Here is a 19,663-nt window from a genome sequence, read left to right as displayed (position 1 = left end):
GTTCGGCGGATGCCTCCCGGTTGACGATTACAGCCGTAAGCTCTCTCCTAAAAACAAAGAGGCAACTTTTTGCACAAAGGGAAGAACGTAATCAAACTAAAAAATATAGACATGTGTGAGGGGACAGCAGAAGGTCCCCGTGGCTTGACCTGTCCCCCGCCTATTTGGGAGGATACTTTATTATGTGCGGAATCGTAGGATATATTGGACAACAGGATACGAAAGAAATCTTATTGCGTGGACTAGAAAAGCTTGAATATCGCGGATATGACTCAGCGGGCATTGCCGTAATCAATGAAGACGGAGTGCATGTTTTTAAAGAAAAAGGACGCATTGCCATTCTTCGTGAAGAAGTGAATGCAAATGTAATGTCTACAGCAGGGATTGGACATACCCGCTGGGCGACTCACGGTGCACCAAGCAAACGCAATTCACATCCGCATCAAAGTGCATCAAGCCGCTTTACGCTAGTGCACAATGGTGTGATTGAAAACTACTCAAGCTTGAAACGCGAATATCTTAAGGATGTTGCGCTAGTCAGTGATACAGATACAGAAGTAGTTGTTCAGGTTATTGAACAATTCGTTAATAAAGGAGCGGACGTGGAAGAAGCGTTCAGCCAAACACTTTCCATTTTAAAAGGTTCTTATGCGATCGCGCTTTTAGACAATCAAAATCCAGATACGATTTTTGTTGCTAAAAATAAAAGCCCATTGCTTGTTGGTCTTGGAGAAGGCTTCAACGTTGTTGCATCTGATGCAATGGCGATGCTGCAGGTAACAGACCAATATGTAGAATTGATGGATAAAGAAATCGTCATTGTGAAACGTGAAGCAGTTACAATCAAAAACCTTCAAGGTGAAACAATTGACCGTGCTCCTTATACAGCTGAATTAGATGCCAGTGATATTGAAAAAGGAACATACCCTCACTATATGTTAAAAGAAGTAGATGAGCAGCCGCTTGTTATGCGCAAAATCATCCAAAAATATCAAAATGATCAAGGCAAGCTGACAATGGATCCAGCAATTGTAGATGCTATCAACGCTTCAGACCGCCTCTATATCGTAGCGTGCGGAACAAGCTACCATGCAGGTCTTGTCGGTAAGCAATTCATTGAAAGATGGGCTAAGAAACCGGTTGAGGTTCACGTTGCTAGTGAATTCTCATACAACATGCCGATTTTATCAGAGAAGCCATTATTCATCTTCATCTCACAAAGCGGTGAGACGGCAGACAGCCGTGCCGTTCTTGTTCAAATTAAAGAGCTTGGCTACCAGTCATTAACCATTACAAACGTACCTGGTTCAACCCTTTCACGTGAAGCGAACCACACGTTATTGCTTCATGCTGGTCCGGAAATCGCTGTTGCTTCAACGAAAGCTTATACAGCACAATTAGGCGTTCTTGCCATTCTTGCAGCTGTAACAGCTGAAGCAAGAGGGGTAGAGCTAAGCTTTGATCTTGTAAAGGAGCTTGGCATCGTGGCAAATGCAATGGAAGTCCTTTGCGATCAGAAAGACGAAATGGAGTACATTGCACGCGAATACCTTTCAACAACACGCAACTGCTTCTTCATCGGCCGTTCCGCTGACTACTATGTAGGACTTGAAGGTGCGCTTAAACTGAAAGAAATCTCTTACATCCAGGCAGAAGGATTTGCCGGTGGAGAGCTTAAGCACGGTACAATCGCGCTGATTGAAAACGGCACGCCTGTTATCGCGCTTGCAACACAAGAGCATGTAAACTTAAGCATCCGCGGAAACGTTAAAGAAGTAGCAGCACGCGGAGCTAACCCATGCATCATCTCGCTTAAAGGTCTAGAAGAAGAAGATGACCGTTTCGTTCTTCCTGCAATCCATGAGGAATTGACACCACTTGCTTCTGTTATTCCTTTACAGCTGATTGCTTACTATGCAGCCCTTCACAGAGGCTGTGACGTTGATAAACCGCGTAACCTTGCTAAGAGTGTTACGGTTGAATAAGAGGGATTATAGAGAAACAGCGACTGTTTATCAGTCGCTGTTTTTTTATTAAAAAAAGAGGAGCCAGGCAATTAATACCCAGCTCCTCTTTTATACTCATTAATAAACCTTATCACCATTAAAAATCGAATTCTTAACCACCACATAATCCACCGTACGAATAGCATCAAGTTTGGTTCCGCCTGCATACGAGATAGATGACTGAAGATCCTGTTCCATTTCAGTCAAGGTATCCTTTAAAGCGCCTTTATGCTCCACGTACATTTTCTTGCCTTCTACGTTTTTCTTTTCGCCTTTTTGGAACTCTGAAGCTGAGCCGAAATATTCTTTGAAAAGCTTTCCATCCATTTCGATTGTTTCTCCAGGAGATTCTTCGTGCCCTGCAAACAAAGAACCGATCATGACCATAGAAGCACCGAAACGAATCGATTTTGCGATGTCTCCGTGTGTGCGGATACCGCCGTCAGCAATGATTGGTTTGGTTGCAGCTTTTGCACACCAGCGAAGTGCAGCTAATTGCCAGCCGCCTGTACCAAATCCTGTTTTAATTTTCGTGATGCATACTTTACCAGGGCCAATGCCTACTTTTGTTGCATCTGCACCGGCGTGCTCAAGTTCTCTTACAGCTTCTGGAGTACCAACGTTTCCAGCGATGACAAAGCTTTCAGGAAGATGCTTCTTGATGTGCTTAATCATTTCGATAACCGCATTAGAATGACCATGTGCAATATCGATTGTAATGTAATCCGGTGTCAGCTGCTCTGCAGCCAATTGCTCAATGAATTCGTACTCTTCTTCTTTCACACCAACACTAATAGAAGCGATTAATCCGCGTGATTTCATATCTTGAATAAATGAGTTTCTTTTCTCCGGCTGGAAGCGGTGCATGATATAGAAATAACCATTATCAGCTAAGTTAACCGCAATTCTTTCATCTATAATCGTCTGCATATTGGCAGGCACAACAGGCAGTTTGAATGTATAATTTCCTAAAGCAATTGTTGTGTCACACTCTGAACGGCTGTTTACTACACATTTTGCAGGTATTAATTGAATATCTTCATAATCAAATACATTTTCCATATGAGTTACACCCCTAAATACGAATGTTATTGTTAAATATCAATTTAATTGTTCGTCCATTTGGTACTTTACATTATTTTTATATGAATGTCAAAGATTTTGGGAGAAAAAAACGAAGAATAGTGATTATCTTTTTCATTTTAGAAAGCCTTTTCAAAAAAGGCAGATAGATATATTGTAGAAAAAGTCAAACCCTTTTATTCGGTAAAAACTACCGCTATTCTTCTAATCTAGTATTCGTATAAAATAAAACTATGAAAACATTAAAATCGTTATCACTTATGTTGTTGGTTGTCGCTCTAGCCTTTGGATTCAGCAGTCAAGCAAGTGCTGCAAGTACATACACCGTTAAAAGCGGTGACACGATGTGGAAAATTGCATCGAAATATCAGGTTGGCGTCTCAGAATTAATCAAAGCCAATCCAAGCGTTAAAAATGCCAATGTGATCTATCCGGGTCAATCGCTTAACATTCCTTCTGGAAATGCTTATCAAAGCATGGAAAGCGAAGTGGTTACACTAGTTAACCAGGAACGCGCTAAATACGGATTAAAGCCGCTTACGGCCAATTGGGAAGTTGCGAGAGTCGCAAAATATAAGTCAGAAGATATGCGTGACAAAAATTACTTCAGTCACACATCACCTACATACGGTTCTCCATTCGATATGATGAAGAGCTTCGGTATTCAGTACAGCTATGCAGGAGAAAATATCGCAGCAGGCCAAACGACAGCGAAAAGCGTTGTGACAACCTGGATGAACAGTGAAGGACACCGCAAGAACATTCTGTCTTCTAATTTCAAAGAAATTGGTGTAGGCTACGCTAAAGGCGGATCTTACGGCCATTACTGGACGCAGATGTTTATCAGCAAATAATAAGTAGGAGGATCAGGGACAATCCGTACAGGGTTGTCCTTTTTGCTGTCCTTGAAAAGGGAGTTGAATATACTTTTCAGATGTTTCGTTGTGTCAAAGGAGTTCAATGAGTCCTTAAAATGAATAAAAGAGCAGATTTGAGGACTCAAAGGAGATCAATGAGTCATTAAGATGAGTAAAAAAGCAGATTTGAGGACTCAAAGGAGTTCAATGAGTCCTTAAAATGAGAAAAAAAAGCAGATTTGAGGACTCAAAGCAGTTTAATGAGTCATCAAAATCAGTAAAAGAGCGGATTTGAGGACTCAAAGGAGTTCAATGATTCTTCAAAATAAGTAAAAAAGCAGATTTATAGTACAAAAAAAGGATGACTGATTGTTTTCAGTCATCCTTTTTTTACCTATCATTCATGAAAATCCGATCGTCATTAAAAAGGCTTCCATTTTAATTGCTGTGCTTCTTGAAAGCGTCCTTCTGCTACTTGCCAATTAACAACATTCCACCAATTTTCGATGTATTTTTTTCTGTCATTCTTATATTGCAGGTAATAGGCATGTTCCCACACGTCAAGGACAAGTATTGGTACGACATCCCATTGACTTAAGTTTTGATGCTTTTCTGCCTGAAGAATTTCTAATCGTCGTGCACGAGGTGACCAGACTAAAATTGCCCAGCCAACTGCTTCAACTTTGTCAGCTGCTTCTGAGAAGTGCTGTTTAAACTTTTCAAAGGTGCCAAAGGTTTGATTCATTTCCTTCATTAGCTTTCCAGCAGGTTTTCCGCCGCCATTAGGACTCATAATACTCCAGAATATCGTATGAAGATAATGGCCGGCTCCATGAAATGCAGCTTCTCTTTCCCAATGCTTAATAAGATCATAGTTGTTAGATGAACGTGCTTTCTGCATTTCTTTTTCAGCTTTATTTAACCCATCCACATAACTTTTATGGTGTTTATCATGATGAAGCTTCATAATTTCCTGATCAATGTAGGGCTCTAATGCATCATATTTATAAGGCAGCGGGGGAAGAGTGTGCCCCCCGATTGGAACGACAGTGACGGATTCATTTTGAATACGAGTTTGCTCATTCTCGCTGTCTTGTTCAAAATAAGCCGCAAGCTTTACATATAGTGAATTAGCACGTTCATAGATCTCGATGTCTTCAAATGAACCCGTTGAAAGTTCTTCTTTAAATTGGCTTATTTGCTGCAGCCAAACCTCTAAGTCTTGATGATCCCCATGTTTTCGTATCTCTTCAAGTGACTGATTAAAGCATTCCAACATATTTTCACACCATTTTTTCATTAAGACAATGTAATCTTCAGACATTCATATCCCACCCCTTAGTCAGTTGTAGACAATATATGCGTAAAGAGAAAATGGATGATGATTTTTAAAGGCTGCCTTTTACACTGGCTAATCTGGATAAGTACGTTGATTTCAAAAATGACAGATCTCATCTTCATTTGCAGATATTTTCTTTTCTTTAAAAGGGAATCGTATTATATTTTCAATTTCTAAATAAAGCCACTATAATAATCATTAGAGTGCAAGTACTGAGTGCATAGAGAGAAAAGGAGGACACTCATGAAACCGGTAAATCCCAGAGTAGGGACGTTTAAAAGGTTTATCCTTAATAATAGATTTGTTCTGTTTCTTTTGATTTTGCTTCTGATTGGATTGAACATTCTTGTCTTTATGAAAGTATCCTTTATTTTCACACCGATTGAGGTATTAATTAAAACGATCCTGCTGCCGATTATTCTTGCGGCCATCGTTTATTATCTATTAAATCCGGTTGTTGATTTTTTTGAAAGAAAAGGCATTCGCAGAATATACACGATCCTGGCCCTGTTTATAGTGATTATTGGTTTGCTGACAATCTTGATTGTGTCGGTTATCCCGTTTCTTAAGGAGCAGGTGTTGAGCCTGATTAAGAGCTTTCCGCAATATACAAGCGATGTGGAGCAGCTGGTCAGAGATGTTGTCGGAAGTGATTTTGTGAATCAGGCGCAAAAGACACTGAATATCAACGTCGCAGATCTTTCGAGACAAATTTCGGATCAGGCATCAACCATTATAAATAATATGTTTGCTGGAATTGGAAATATCGTAGGGATAGTAAAGGATTTTATCCTTGCACTTGTCACGCTTCCGTTCATTTTGTTTTATCTTTTAAAAGACGGAAAAAAGCTTGGGCCTTATGTTCTTAAGTTCATGCCCGTTTCTTTCCGCAGTTCAACGTATAATGTAATGCATGAAATGAATAATCAAATCAGCTCCTATATTAGGGGACAGATCATTGTCAGCTTTTGCATTGGTGCGTTAATGTATATAGGCTTTCTGATCATTGGCATGGAGTATGCATCACTTCTTGCCCTTATTGCAGCCTTTACAAGTGTTGTTCCGTATTTAGGACCTGCAATCGCAATTACACCTGCACTCATTATCGCGCTTGTTACATCCCCGTTTATGGTGCTGAAATTGATTATTGTGTGGACGATTGTCCAATTAGTTGAAGGGAAATTCATTTCCCCTCAGATCATGGGACGGAACCTTCATATCCACCCGATCACCATTATTTTCGTGATCCTGACTGCGGGGAATTTATTTGGAGTAGTCGGCATTATCCTGGCTGTGCCGGGCTATGCGGTATTAAAAGTGATTGTGACTCATCTGTTTGAATGGATGAAGATCCGAAGTAATATGTATGAACAAAGAGACCAGATCAACAGTAAAAATAAATAGCAAACATAAAAAGTGCTGAAGAATCGTTCTTCAGCACTTTTTATGTTTATTTTTTAAGGTCTTCAATTGACTCAATAGGCATGTATTCCGGAACGGTTAAACCTAATTTCGTTCCTTCAAGATTTGGCCCAAGATCGACAATTTGATCTTTATATTCATTAATATAGTCCTGATGTGTTGTTGGGAGCCATGCAGCTACTAACGCGTCTGCACTGCCATTAGCAACACCTGTGAACATTGGTCCTGCCTCTACTTGTTTTAAGGCAACATCATAGCCCTGCTTCTTTAATGCAGCACCAATGACATTCGTACTTGCGATTTCTGACTCCCAAGAAACGTAGACAAGGCTTACTTTTTCACCATTGCCTTTTTGAGCGCCATCCGTCCATTTTTTCACTTTGTCAGGATGGTCGTTAACCCATTTTTCAGCAGCTTCCTCAGGTTTCATGCCTTCCTGGATATCTCCCATCACTTCTTCCATATCTTTTGGTTCCCAGAAGAATTGATCGAGGATTTTATAAGCACCGGGATTTTCTTCTTCTAAACCTTTTCTGACTATAGTGTGAATGGATTCACCTTTACCGAACGAGCCTTTAGGATCCTCTAAATATTTCAGCTTATACTTTGTAAACATCCAGTGAGGTGTCCATCCAGTGACAATGATAGGTTCTTTTTGTTCATAAGCTTTTTGTAATTCAGCGGTCATGGCTGCTGAAGAACCTTCTATTAATGTCCAATCTCCCTCTAAGCCGTAATCCTTCATTGCTTTTTCTGTGGATTTCATAAGTCCGGCTCCGGGATCAATTCCTGTAATTTTGTAATCGACCTGTTCGCCTATTTTACTCGGAGAAGCCTTTTCAGCCTGGCCTCCGCCAAACGATACGGCAATTAAAGCACCAATTACCAATAAAGAAAAAATACTATATGCAAATTTTTTAGGTATAACTTGATGATAGGCAGGCTTTCGCAGATTTTGTGAAATCCGGTCTAATATGATTGCAATAATAACAATGGCTAAACCAGCTACAAATCCTTCTCCAACTTGAACCTGTGTTACAGCACGGTAAACTTCTGCCCCTAATCCTGGCGCCCCTACCAATGACGCAATAACTACCATGGATAATGCAAGCATGATACTCTGGTTAACTCCAGCTAAAATGGTAGGCGCTGCAAGCGGCAGCTGCAGGGTAAAGAGTCTTTGAGAAGTCGTTGAACCAAATGCATTCGAAGCCTCGATCAAATCCTTAGGAACTTCACGGATCCCTAAGTTCGTCAGCCTGATTGTAGGAGGTACAGCAAAGATGACAGATGCTATAATTCCTGGTACAACTCCGATTCCGAAAAACAGAATGGCTGGAATAAGATAAACAAATCCGGGCATTGTCTGCATGAAATCTAGAATTGGGGTGACAACCTGTCTTACTTTATCACTTTGCGATGCCCATATTCCAATCGGAATCCCAATAAGAATTGTGATGACAACAGATGAAAGCACTAAGGCCAATGTGTTGACTGTTGCATCCCACAGTCCAAGATTCTCAATTAAAAGCAGACCGATCAGTGTAAAAAGACCAACAGACCAGCGGCTTGTGTAAAGAGCTAACAGCGTAATCAAAATAATAAGGAGTAAAGGAGGGCCAAGCTCTAATACTTTTACCAGTCTATCTATAAAGCCTTCGGTTACGGCAGATATGCCGCTGAAAAAGCCTTGGAAATTAGTTATGATCCATCTTACAGCAGTATCTACCCAATCAGCGAGGGGGATTTGCGGGAGTCCCATTTAATCTGCCTCCTTCATGTTCAGATCATCTTTGTTTCCTGCAAGTGCTCCAATAACAGCACCGCGTATAATAACACCTTTTAAGCGATTTTCCTGATCAACTACTGCAACCGGGAGGGCAGAATTCGAAAGTGCTTCGATAACGTCAGTAAGCAATGTATCTTCTGATACTGTCGCTATATTTCTTGCCATCACTTCTTCAACCGTCTTATTCTCTTTGACTGCAATGGATGCATCATCAGCGGTGAGCGCCCCTAATAGCTTTTGTTTGCGGTCTACAATAAAGATGCTTGAATATCCCTGAGCCTTCATAATTTGCAGAGCCACACGCGGACCGCGATCAGGAGTCATTCTCTCAGCACGTTTTAAAACATGAGATGCCTGCAGCACCTTGGAAAGGTCCACATCTTCTACAAAGCGTTCTACATATTTGTCTGCAGGATTCATCATGATTTCTTCAGGAGATCCAATTTGAATGATTGTACCGTCTTTCATTAATGCAATACGATCCCCTATTCGAAGGGCCTCATCAAGGTCATGAGTAATAAAAATAATCGTTTTCTTCATGGTCTCTTGAAGTTCCAGTAATTCATCCTGCATGTCTTTGCGGATAAGCGGATCCAATGCACTAAAAGCTTCATCCATTAACAGAATGTCGGTATTGCTTGCAAGAGCCCTCGCTAGACCGACCCTTTGCTGCATGCCTCCGCTGAGCTGTGAAGGATACTGATTCTCATAGCCCTTCAAACCGACAACCGCGAGTGACTGCATGGCTTTTTCTCTTCTTTCATTTGCCGGTACGTTTCGGAGTACAAGCCCATGTTCCGTATTTTCAAGTACGGTTTTATGAGGGAATAGAGCGAAGTTTTGAAAAACCATGCTGATTTTATTTCTGCGTACGTCTCGCAGCTGCTGCGCTGACATTTTAACAATATCGGCATCATCGATTAAAATTTCGCCAATTGTAGGATCTATTAAGCGGTTCAGCATACGGATCAATGTTGATTTTCCGCTTCCTGATAAACCCATTACAACAAAAATTTCACCTGGGTAAATTTCAAAACTTGCACCATTTACGCCTATGGTTGAACCCGTTTTTTCCAGTATCTCTTTTTTTGAATATCCTTCTTTAAGTAACTTAATAGCATTCTTGGGGGATTTTCCGAATACCTTCGTTACATTTTTCACTTCAACTTTTGGTCTCATCCATACACCTCAAAACTGCTTATTTTATTTAAATATAATGAGAAATCCTTTTGTTTTCCGCAATCTCCGGAGACTTGCTTTACTTCTTGCAAAAAACAATAACTTTTTAAGTATAAAGAAGTTCAACTTTTGATTGCAAACGATATGGGCAGCAGAAACAAACGGGAAAACCCTTACACTTCAACAAATAAAAGACTGCTGCAACCGCTCCGATGTCAATAGCGGTCCTATTTCACAGCTTATTTATTTTTGATAATTTAGTTTCTGCAAAAATTATTTATTTTATTTCAGGGAAAGGATGAAAGTTTTAAAAAAATCATTGAAAATAAGGATTTTTTTCTGCAGATTGAAATAGTTTAAAAGAATAACATTCATAAAAAAGGGTATATAAATAACAGCTCACGAATTTTCTGGAAAGGAAGATGAAAAATGTCAGAACCATTATTCACTACCTCAGTTACAGCAGTAGGCGGAAGAGAAGGTAAAGTACACTCATCAAATGACGTAATCAACATGGATATTGCCATGCCGGGTTCACCTAGAGCTGAAAGAATGCCAGAAGCTACAAATCCGGAACAGCTATTCGCAGCGGGATATGCCGCATGTTTCGATGGAGCCCTGCAGCATATGGCCAGAAAAGAAAAAGTGAAATTTGAATCTGAGGTTACGGCTAATGTAAGCTTTTTAAAAGATGAGGCTGATGGCGGCTTTAAATTAGCCGTAAAGCTTGATGTAAAAGGGAAAGGCATTGAAAAAGCTCAATTAGAAGACCTTGTTCACAAGGCTCATGAGTTTTGTCCATATTCTAAAGCAACCAGAGGGAATATCGAGGTTACACTTGAGGCGATTGTTTAACAAGAGAGAGGCACCGTGAATACGGTGCCTTTTTTGTGTTTTAGGTTGAAAATAAACAAACGATAATATAAAATGTTTATTATATATTAAACAAAATAGGGAAGTGTTTGTTATATGGATGTATCCGAATTGTTTTGGAGTGCTTCTCTGGATGAATGGAAACGGGGGTTCATCCAAAACCAGGAGCACTATATTTGTCTGCTTTGCGGAGACAAAACAGAAAAAGGCGTTATTTACCCTGAAGATGACATGTTCTATGATGCTGAAAAAGCGATGAAGGTTCATATTGAAAAAGAACATGGATCTGTTTTTGATTATCTGATTGGACTTGATAAAAAGCTTACTGGACTGACGGACCATCAAAATCGTTTATTGCGGCTCTTTTATGCCGGAAAAAATGATGCCGAAATCCAAAAAGAGCTAGAGATCGGAAGTTCAGCTACAATCAGAAACCATCGATTTGTATTGAAGGAAAAAGAGCGTCAGGCAAAAATGATGCTGACGATCATGGAGCTTTTAAGAGAAAAGGATCAGCATGCTCCGGTTTTGATAGCTCCTCACAAGGCAGCAGAATGATTGACAGCCGCTACAATGTCACTCAGGAGGAAGAAGCAGAAATGCTTAAAAAGTTATTTCCTGAGGGGACACATGGAAAGCTTAAGAAATTTCCGCTTAAAGAAAAGCAAAAGCTGATTGTCCTAAAAGCAATTGCTGACCGATTTGAAGGAAAACGGAAATATGACGAAAAAGAAGTGAATCAACTATTAGAATCCATTTATCATGAATACGTTCTGCTCAGACGGTACTTAATTGAATATGGATTCCTTGCCCGCAAGGCAGATGGAAGCGAGTATTGGAGAATACTTTGAATAGGAAAGGAGATTCAGTAATGGATCGGATAAAAGAATTAAAGCAGCTTTATAAAGAATCGAAGCCCGAAGCGGGAATCTATCAAATAAAGAATACCAAAAACGGGAAACTTTTTATCGGAAGCACAATGAATTTAAAAACATTGAATGGAAAGCAGTTTGAACTTGAAACAGGCTCAAGCACAAACAAAACTCTTCAAAACGAATGGAGTACTTTTAGAAAAGAAGCTTTTTCAATAGAAGTGCTGGAAGTATTAAAAAGAAAAGAAGAAGGCTATTTTGATGTGAAACATGCTTTGAAAAAGCTTGAGGAAAAATGGCTTAACGAGCTGAAACCATATGGTGAAAAGGGATACAATAAAGAAAAGCTTCAATAAGATAAGGTGTTTACCAAATGGTAAACACCTTTTGACTGTTAAAGAACATGCTTTCTGCTGTTTCTGAATCCTTTTGCCGCATCCACTATTGAAAAGAGAATGACAATGGCAGCTGACGCAAAAAGCCAGTTAGACCAAACCTCATCATGATTTTCAGGCTGTACTCCAAAGGAATTCATTGTCAAGCTGATAAAATCATTGTTGAAAAGCTCCGGATTCAGCAGCATGATACAGTAAAAGGTGCTGAAAAGGAGATTGCTGAGAGCATGAATCCAGGCGAGCCCTTTGTTCCATCTGCCTGTATAAAGCTTGTAAATGACTATAAACATTTCTAATGCAAAAATGACAGCAATGCCGGGGAGATACATTTTAAGAACATCTGCCTGAAATAGAGGGGCAGCAAGCTTAAGGTCTTCAAGACCAGTTCCCTGCTGTGTATACCAGCCAAGCAGGTTCGATGCATTCAAAAAGATGGAAGCCCAGAGCACCGTGAAAAATAATTCAAAAATGGATTCAGACCTGGGAATGGTTCTTTTAGGAGCGTTGGTCAAAGCGAGTAAATCGTCAGGTGTCCATTTCGTGTTCACATGATCACTTAGTGTTACAGCGCGTTCCATAAAGGCGTAAGTAAGAGTTACCCATGTAAACACTTGAAAGCTGACCAGAAGGGAGCCGATAAGAATATCCAGGAAAATAGTCAGCATGAGAGAAAAAATGGATATATCACCCTGATGCTGGATGATTCCTTCAAAAAACCTGGATAAAAACGTGATGCACAATGCAGCAACAAGGGATATTTTCATGACATACAGATAGGAACTATACAAAGCTGGCCCAATTAAATAATGGGGTTTACCAGAGTATTTTTGTGCAAGTTCAGCGGGGTTTCCGAGTTTAGTCAGTACCTTTTTTACATCTTCTTCGGTATAGTCCTCCGGAAGCATATCTTCAATATTCGATCGCAGCTCAAGGGCAATATCCTCTTGAGCCTTTTCAGGAAGCCTTCGTGTGACCTCATTAATATAAAGATGAATCAGATTCACTGAATCATTCCTCCTCTAAAAGCTTTTTCATTTGATTAGAAGTTCTAAGCCATTCCACTTTAAGCTGTTCGTACACCTCTTTTCCAAAATCGCTCAATTTGTAATACTTTCTTGGCCGAGTCTCTGTCAGTTCCCATTCACTTATTAGGAGTTCTTGTTTTTCCAGTCTGCGGAGTAAGGGGTAGAGGGTGCTTTGATCAATTGTTATGTTGTTTTTTTCAAGAAGCTGGACGAGAGAATATCCGTATTGAGGTGCTTGCAGCTGGCTGAGGACGGCAAGTGTAAGGGTTCCTCTTCTTAGTTCAGTGGTCAGCGAGTTCAGTAATTCATTCATTATGACACCTCCAATTTCATAATAGTGTGTGACGTACAGTATTGTGAATAAAATAATACTAATATTTGTAAAATGAGCAATTTGTTGACATGCGAGAATAAATGAATTAAAATTATCTTGAAATCGAGATAAATATTAGAATAAGTGTTATATAGATAAAATGAGAGAAAATACAATTTATAAAGGAGAGGTTTTCTATGAATAAAAAAACAGCAGGTATCCACCATATCACGGCAATCGTTGGTCATCCCCAGGAAAATGCGGACTTTTATGCAGGGGTTCTTGGCTTGAGACTGGTAAAGCAGACAGTCAATTTTGATGATCCTGGTACGTATCATCTTTACTTTGGAGACGCAGCGGGAAAACCGGGAACGATTATTACGTTTTTCCCATGGCCTAATGCGTATCAGGGGAAAGTTGGAGATGGCCAGGTTGGAGTAACATCATATGTTGTTCCAAAAGGTGCATTGAGCTTTTGGGAAGCCAGACTTGAAAAGATGGATGTCCCATTTTCTAAAATGGAACGGTTCGGTGAGGAGTATGTGGTTTTTGATGATCCGCATGGTCTGCACCTCGAAATCGTTGAACGGGAAGAAGGAGAATCAAACACGTGGGAGTTTGGCGGAGTCACATCTGATGTTGCAATAAAAGGATTTGGAGGGGCAACTCTGTTATCCGCTCAGCCTGAGAGAACAGCAGAACTGCTGGAGACGATCATGGGGTTTGAAAAAGTCAGCCAAGAAGGAGATTTTATCCGTTTTCGCTCAACTGGAGAGATTGGAAATGTGATTGATTTGAAAATGACGCCAATTGGCCGCGGACAAATGGGAGTTGGAACGGTTCATCATATTGCGTTCCGCGCAGAAAATGATGAGGATCAGCTTCAGTGGCAAAAGCATGTTGCAAACGGCGGATATCAAGTCACTCCAGTACAGGACCGACAATATTTCAATGCGATCTATTTCAGAGAACACGGTGAAATCCTGTTTGAAATTGCAACAGATCCTCCAGGATTTGCTCATGATGAGGAGACGCTGGGAGAAAAGCTGATGCTTCCGAAAAGGTATGAGCCACAAAGAGAAAAGATTGAAAAAGTGCTTGCGTCATTTGAGATTAGAGAGCTTTAAGGAGGAATGACAATGCTGAGCATTGATCCAGCTGTTAACACGGAAAGGGAGAATTATAAGCTTTTAACAGGAAGCATTATTCCAAGACCGATTGCATTTGTCACTTCACTTGCAGAAGACGGAACATTAAACGGAGCGCCGTTCAGCTACTTTAACATCGTTTCCGCCAATCCCCCGATGATTTCAGTGTCCGTTCAAAGAAGCGGAGGAAATCAAAAGGATACTGCCAGGAATATCAGCAGTCTGAAAGAATTTGTTGTGCATATCGTTGATCATGACAACGTTGAAAAGATAAACATCACGGCAGCGAACCTTCAGCCTGATCAAAGTGAGATTGAATTGGCGCAATTAACGCCTATTAAGAGCAGCAGGATTGCTGTGCCTGGAATAATGGAAGCCAAAGTGCGCATGGAATGTGTGCTTGAACGAGTGATTGAGCTCGGCGGGAACGATTCGCCTGGATGTGATTTGATCATCGGGAAAATTGTTCAGTTTCACGTAGAAGAGAGCATCTATGAAAAAGGAAGAATCAATCCTGATGGACTTGGCGCAGTCAGCAGACTTGCGGGAAATGATTACGCAAGAGTCGGAGAGCTATTTTCAATCGAACGGCCAAAATAAAAACCGGACCTGCTGGTCCGGTTTTTTTGTCACTTAGGAAATTATAAAAGTCTAAAGGTTGTGGCAAAAAGTTAAACCCGGACTTTTCTGTCGGATTCGTTCTGCCTGTCGGATCTGACCAAGGAACCTGCGCTTTTGTTCAGCTTTCGGATATTTCCTGAAAACCGGTTGGTAAATACCAATATCGGTTGAAAAAAATCCGAAAACAAGTCCGCTCAAAAAAATAAAACCATATGATCCTCATCATAATAGATGCCATCAGCTTTTAGCGCTCTATTTTCATGACCATAAACGGTGAAGCCAAATGAAGTGTACAGCTGCTTTGCTGACTGATTGGTGCTCACTACAGATAACTGAAGCTGCTCTGTATCGTCAAACTCCTGTGCTTTTTTTACCGCTTCAGCCATCAGCTTTTTTCCAATGCCCCTTCCGCGATAATCAGGAGAAACATACATCGCGAAAATCGAAGCTTTATGCTTAAGCTTGATCTTCGTTTCTTTTACTAGAGTGACAACACCGGCAAGTTCCTTATTCTCAAAAGCTCCAAACGTATAGGCTGTATCTGATTCAAGTCTCGATTTGTAAAGATCAATCGGATAAAGCTGTTCTTCCTCGTAGCTTGATCCAAATGCTTCAGGGCAGTTTATTAAACCTGCGAGCCGGATTTTACGGTAAGCGTCTGCATCATTTCCATTCAGGATTCGGATCTTCATGGATACCTCCAGATATGTTTTCTTTTAGTTTACAAGGCTGAGACCGTTAGTTCCAGTCATTTCATTGTTGGCAACAGTGAGAATGACAAAGTTGGGTTTTCTTTAAATTGTAGGAAGAAGGGATTGAGTCGTAAGATAGACATATAAAGTTTAAACGCTTTCAATTTAGTAGGGAGGTAAACTAAATGTCAAATCAAAACAATTCAGATATAAAGGTTCGAATTCAGCGTTTTGGAAGTCACTTAAGCGGAATGATCATGCCGAACATTGCAGCATTTATCGCTTGGGGGCTGATTACAGCCTTATTTATTCCAACAGGCTGGTGGCCAAATAAGGAATTGGCAGAGCTTGTAGGACCGATGATTACCTATCTCCTGCCATTGCTGATTGGATTTACCGGCGGACGCATGGTGTATGATCTGCGCGGAGGAGTCGTTGGTGCAACGGCAACAATGGGGGTTATCGTAGGTTCAGAAATCCCGATGTTCCTGGGCGCCATGATTATGGGTCCTCTTGGCGGGTATTTCATTAAGAAAGTGGACCAAATGTTCAAGGATAAGGTCAAATCTGGATTTGAAATGCTTTACAATAACTTTTCAGCAGGTATTGCAGCGGCTATTTTAACAATTGTAGCTTTTAAAGCAATCGGCCCTCTAGTATCGGGATTAACGAACATTCTTATCGGCGGAGTAGAAGCAATTGTCTCTGCAGGTTTGCTGCCTCTTGCAAGTGTTTTTGTAGAGCCGGCAAAAGTTTTGTTCTTAAACAACGCAATCAACCACGGAATTTTCAGCCCGATTGGCATTGAGCAGGCATCAAAAGCAGGCAAATCCATCTTATTCCTGATTGAATCGAACCCTGGACCAGGACTTGGCATTCTGCTTGCCTATATGGTTTTTGGAAAAGGGAATGCGAAACAGTCTTCACCAGGTGCAGCAATCATTCATTTCTTCGGGGGAATTCACGAAATTTACTTCCCTTACATTTTGATGAAGCCGTTGTTAATCTTAGCGGCTATTGCAGGCGGAGCAAGCGGTGTGATGACGTTCATGCTGTTTGATGCAGGACTTGTTGCAACTCCTTCTCCAGGAAGCATTTTTGCTCTATTAGCGATGACGCCTAGAGGAAACTTTGCAGGTGTGATTTTAGGGGTAGTAGTTGCTACAGCCATTTCATTCTTAGTAGCAAGTGTCATTTTAAAATCATCGAAATCAGCAGATGATGAGAGCATTGAAGCAGCAACAGAGAAAATGCAGCAAATGAAAGGCAAGAAAAGCAGTGTTGCTGACACACTTGTAGCAGAAAAGAAACCATCTGCAGCAAACCATTATCAAAATGTGCAAAAAGTCGTATTCGCATGTGATGCAGGTATGGGTTCAAGTGCAATGGGCGCATCTGTTCTGAAGAATAAAATGAAAAAAGCAGAGATTAATGTTGATGTAACCAACACAGCAATTGCTCAGCTGCCAAGTGATGCAGATGTGGTCATTACCCATAAGGATTTAACAAGCCGTGCAAAAGAAAAATTGCCTAATGCAATCCACCTTTCTGTAGACAATTTCTTAAACAGCCCGGTTTATGAAAAACTGGTTGGAGATCTGAAAGAAGCAAAGCAGCCTAATATTGCCGGATCAAAAGAAGTACAAACACCAAGTGAAAATGTAGAGAAGGTCATCTTCGCATGTGATGCCGGAATGGGATCAAGTGCAATGGGAGCTTCTGTATTGAAAAATAAATTCAAAAAAGCAGGTCTTGAAATTCAAGTGACAAACTCGGCAATTAATAATTTGCCGGGTGATGCGGATATTATTATTACGCATAAAGACTTAACAGATCGAGCAAAGGCTAAAGTTCCTCAGGCTGAACATCTTTCAGTAGATAACTTTTTAAACAGCCCTAAATATGATGAACTGGTTCAGCGATTAAAGAAGTAATCCGTTTGCTTAGATAAGCAGGGATGGTGATGAAAGTGTATATAACAGCCAGAGAACGGGACATTTTAAAGCAGCTATTTGAACAGCCAGGCTTCATTACGGTTCACACGCTTGCTAATGATGTCGGGGTGAGTTCGAGAACCATTCACCGAGAAATGAAAAAGCTTGAAGATACACTGAAGAATTACCGGATTGTGATTGAGAAGAAGGCAGGGCAAGGGGTGAAGCTGATTGGTCTAAAGGAAGATATAGACCGGCTGCGGAATGACTTGTCCTCGCAGTCTTCCTACGATTACCTTCAGGATGAGCGGGTGTATTTGCTGATAAGTGAATTAATTCAATCCAAAGAACAAATGAAGCTCTATGCCCTTGCGTCAAAGCTGCTTGTTTCTGCAGCAACCATCAGTCATGATTTAGACCGCGTGGAGAAGAAAATTGAACCTTATCAGCTTGAATTAGTAAGAAAAAGAGGATTTGGGGTTCTGCTTACAGGGGAAGAAACGGCAAAAAGAAGATTGCTTGAAGCATTGCTGCTGGAGACGATTGATGAGCAGGAGTTCATTCAGATTATTGATAAGGATCCTCTAAGGGAACCAGAAAGCCAAACGTATTTGGGCTTTTTAACCAGCAGTGATCTGAATAAAGCAGATGATGCATTGAAGCCGATCCTCGAAATGATGCCCTATGAAATGGCGGATAACGCTTATTTTTCCCTATTGATTCATTTAAGTGTTGCAGTGAAAAGGCTGATGCAGCAAGAACGAGTGTCCTGCGAGAAAAGGGATATGCAGGATGTGCTTCAATTTGATGAATTTCAAATGGCCGCAAGGATTGGGGAGCAATTAACGAATGTGTTCAGCCTCTCACTTCCAGAAGAAGAAATCATGGAGATTGCTGTTCATCTTCGAAGAGCGAGAAGGCAAAATGAAGATTTCAACTTTGAACAAAGAAATTCCTTAATCTCCCTGCATGTGAAGCAGCTTATTGAATACGTTGCAGATGAACTCGGCGCTCCGCTTAGAAATAATCAGTCTCTTTACAATGGACTTATTTCACATCTAGAACCAGCTTATTACCGAATGAAAGACGGGATTTACACACATAACCCATTTGCCAAAGAGACAAAAGAAAATTACCCGAAGCTCTATGAGGCTGTAAAAAAAGGGCTGGAACTCGTCTTTCCTTCCCTTGTCTTTCCAGATGACGAAACGGCTTTTGTCGTCCTCCATTTTGGTTCAAGCCTTGAGGAAAGGAGACAGGTCTTTTCATATAAAGCATTAATCGTCTGCTCAAGCGGAATTGGATCCTCCAAGATGCTTGCGACAAGGATACACAAAGAGATACCTGAAATTACTAAAACAGCTTTATCATCGCTGATTGGATTGAAGAAACTGAATTTGGAAGACTTTGATTTAATCATTTCAACCGTCAGTCTGCCGCTGGATTCTTCTGATTATATACAGGTCGGACCGCTGCTTGCGGATCATGAGGCTGAAAAAATTCGCGAACGATTAAAAAGCACATCCAAATCTAAAAAAATGAGCAGACATCCAAGCTATGCAGAGGCTTTAGGCGAGGTCAATCTGCTTGAAAAAATCGATGTCTTTGAAGAAGCATCAAAAACCGTTAAAGAGCTTCTCCGGCATTTCAGAGTCTACCATTTCTCGAATCATGGAAGTCACCGGGACGTTTTATTTTCAGCAGCAGAGGTATTGAAGGAACAGGGTCTTATTACAGATTCCGAAACACTGACGAGCGAGCTTTTGAAGAGGGAAGAGCTAGGGGGACTTGGTATACCGGATTCTTCAATCGCTCTTTATCATTGCCGGGATGCCTGCAACGTTAAGCCGGTTTTCGTTCTTTTTAACCTTGAACATCCTTATACAGTACCGGGCATGGATAACAGGGATATTGAGATGAAAACCCTTGCTCTTCTGCTTGCACCTGAAGATTTTTCTTATACAGGGCTTGAGGTTTTAAGCCTGATCAGTGCAACATTGATCGAAACAGAAGATAACCTTCAGCTTTTTCAATCAGGCAATGGTACAAAGATAACGGCCATATTAAATGAAACTTTTCACAAATGGCTTGCGCAAAAATTTATTAAATAGGAGA

16 protein-coding genes and 1 pseudogene are annotated in these 19,663 nt (G+C 40.7%); 10 read left to right on the top strand and 7 right to left on the bottom strand.

All coding sequences use genetic code 11. The annotated features are described in order from the left end of the window. Positions 1 to 182 precede the first annotated feature (182 nt). Entirely contained in the window at positions 183 to 1,985 is a 1,803-nt protein-coding gene (glmS, locus tag QFZ72_RS00885; protein ID WP_307428354.1) for a glutamine--fructose-6-phosphate transaminase (isomerizing), read from the top strand. 99 nt (positions 1,986 to 2,084) lie between these two features. Here glmS and guaC read toward each other — a convergent pair whose 3' ends face one another. Next, positions 2,085 to 3,068, bottom strand: coding sequence for a GMP reductase (gene guaC, locus QFZ72_RS00880; RefSeq protein ID WP_307428351.1), 984 nt, complete (start codon positions 3,066 to 3,068; stop codon positions 2,085 to 2,087). Positions 3,069 to 3,322: 254 nt separating this feature from the next. Here guaC and safA point away from each other — a divergent pair, with 254 nt between their 5' ends. Further along, positions 3,323 to 3,943, top strand: coding sequence for a SafA/ExsA family spore coat assembly protein (gene safA, locus QFZ72_RS00875; protein WP_307428348.1), 621 nt, complete (start codon positions 3,323 to 3,325; stop codon positions 3,941 to 3,943). A 424-nt stretch (positions 3,944 to 4,367) separates the two neighbouring features. On the opposite strand, the gene QFZ72_RS00870 is transcribed toward safA, so the two are convergent. Further along, on the bottom strand, positions 4,368 to 5,270 hold the full coding sequence (locus QFZ72_RS00870; protein WP_307428346.1) for a superoxide dismutase: 903 nt from the start codon (positions 5,268 to 5,270) through the stop codon (positions 4,368 to 4,370). Between the two features lie 258 nt (positions 5,271 to 5,528). On the opposite strand from QFZ72_RS00870, the gene QFZ72_RS00865 reads away from it, so the two are divergent. Continuing rightward, on the top strand, positions 5,529 to 6,689 hold the full coding sequence (locus QFZ72_RS00865; RefSeq protein WP_307428344.1) for an AI-2E family transporter: 1,161 nt from the start codon (positions 5,529 to 5,531) through the stop codon (positions 6,687 to 6,689). Between the two features lie 46 nt (positions 6,690 to 6,735). Here the strand turns inward: QFZ72_RS00865 and QFZ72_RS00860 are convergent, their stop codons facing one another. After that, positions 6,736 to 8,469, bottom strand: a complete 1,734-nt coding sequence (locus tag QFZ72_RS00860) for a glycine betaine ABC transporter substrate-binding protein (RefSeq protein WP_307428341.1) — start codon at positions 8,467 to 8,469, stop codon at positions 6,736 to 6,738. Then, complete coding sequence (locus tag QFZ72_RS00855) at positions 8,470 to 9,675, bottom strand: quaternary amine ABC transporter ATP-binding protein (protein WP_307428338.1); 1,206 nt, start codon at positions 9,673 to 9,675, stop codon at positions 8,470 to 8,472. 429 nt (positions 9,676 to 10,104) lie between these two features. Between QFZ72_RS00855 and QFZ72_RS00850 the strand changes: the two genes are divergently transcribed. The 3 genes and pseudogenes from QFZ72_RS00850 to QFZ72_RS00840 all read left to right on the top strand — a co-directional run bounded on the left by QFZ72_RS00850 (position 10,105) and on the right by QFZ72_RS00840 (position 11,776). Beyond that, positions 10,105 to 10,530 carry an organic hydroperoxide resistance protein gene (locus tag QFZ72_RS00850; RefSeq protein WP_307428334.1) on the top strand — a complete coding sequence of 142 codons (426 nt, stop codon included), beginning with the start codon at positions 10,105 to 10,107 and terminating at the stop codon, positions 10,528 to 10,530. A gap of 114 nt (positions 10,531 to 10,644) precedes the next feature. Next, positions 10,645 to 11,399 (top strand): annotated as a pseudogene (locus QFZ72_RS00845) (DUF2087 domain-containing protein). A gap of 20 nt (positions 11,400 to 11,419) precedes the next feature. Next, positions 11,420 to 11,776, top strand: coding sequence for a GIY-YIG nuclease family protein (locus QFZ72_RS00840; protein ID WP_307428330.1), 357 nt, complete (start codon positions 11,420 to 11,422; stop codon positions 11,774 to 11,776). 38 nt (positions 11,777 to 11,814) lie between these two features. On the opposite strand, the gene QFZ72_RS00835 is transcribed toward QFZ72_RS00840, so the two are convergent. Beyond that, entirely contained in the window at positions 11,815 to 12,819 is a 1,005-nt protein-coding gene (locus QFZ72_RS00835) for an HAAS signaling domain-containing protein (protein ID WP_307428327.1), read from the bottom strand. Between the two features lie 4 nt (positions 12,820 to 12,823). Next, a complete protein-coding gene (locus QFZ72_RS00830; protein ID WP_307428323.1) occupies positions 12,824 to 13,153 on the bottom strand; it encodes a PadR family transcriptional regulator in 330 nt (109 codons plus the stop codon). A gap of 197 nt (positions 13,154 to 13,350) precedes the next feature. Here QFZ72_RS00830 and QFZ72_RS00825 point away from each other — a divergent pair, with 197 nt between their 5' ends. Then, positions 13,351 to 14,280: a ring-cleaving dioxygenase gene (locus QFZ72_RS00825; RefSeq protein ID WP_307428319.1), complete on the top strand. Its 930-nt coding sequence runs from the start codon at positions 13,351 to 13,353 to the stop codon at positions 14,278 to 14,280. 12 nt (positions 14,281 to 14,292) lie between these two features. Further along, entirely contained in the window at positions 14,293 to 14,901 is a 609-nt protein-coding gene (locus QFZ72_RS00820) for a flavin reductase family protein (protein ID WP_307428316.1), read from the top strand. A 215-nt stretch (positions 14,902 to 15,116) separates the two neighbouring features. On the opposite strand, the gene QFZ72_RS00815 is transcribed toward QFZ72_RS00820, so the two are convergent. Further along, complete coding sequence (locus QFZ72_RS00815; protein ID WP_307428313.1) at positions 15,117 to 15,614, bottom strand: GNAT family N-acetyltransferase; 498 nt, start codon at positions 15,612 to 15,614, stop codon at positions 15,117 to 15,119. A gap of 185 nt (positions 15,615 to 15,799) precedes the next feature. Between QFZ72_RS00815 and QFZ72_RS00810 the strand changes: the two genes are divergently transcribed. Both QFZ72_RS00810 and QFZ72_RS00800 read left to right on the top strand, forming a co-directional pair. Next, positions 15,800 to 17,548 (top strand): PTS mannitol transporter subunit IIBC, encoded by a 1,749-nt coding sequence (locus QFZ72_RS00810; RefSeq protein ID WP_483862249.1) that lies wholly within the window; start codon positions 15,800 to 15,802, stop codon positions 17,546 to 17,548. Between the two features lie 29 nt (positions 17,549 to 17,577). Continuing rightward, entirely contained in the window at positions 17,578 to 19,659 is a 2,082-nt protein-coding gene (locus QFZ72_RS00800) for a BglG family transcription antiterminator (protein WP_307428312.1), read from the top strand. Positions 19,660 to 19,663 lie beyond the last annotated feature (4 nt).

It is taken from the genome of Bacillus sp. V2I10 (genome assembly GCF_030817055.1).
In the GTDB taxonomy this organism is placed as follows: Bacteria; Bacillota; Bacilli; order Bacillales; family Bacillaceae; genus Bacillus_P.
This window is presented reverse-complemented; position numbering and strand designations above follow the sequence as displayed.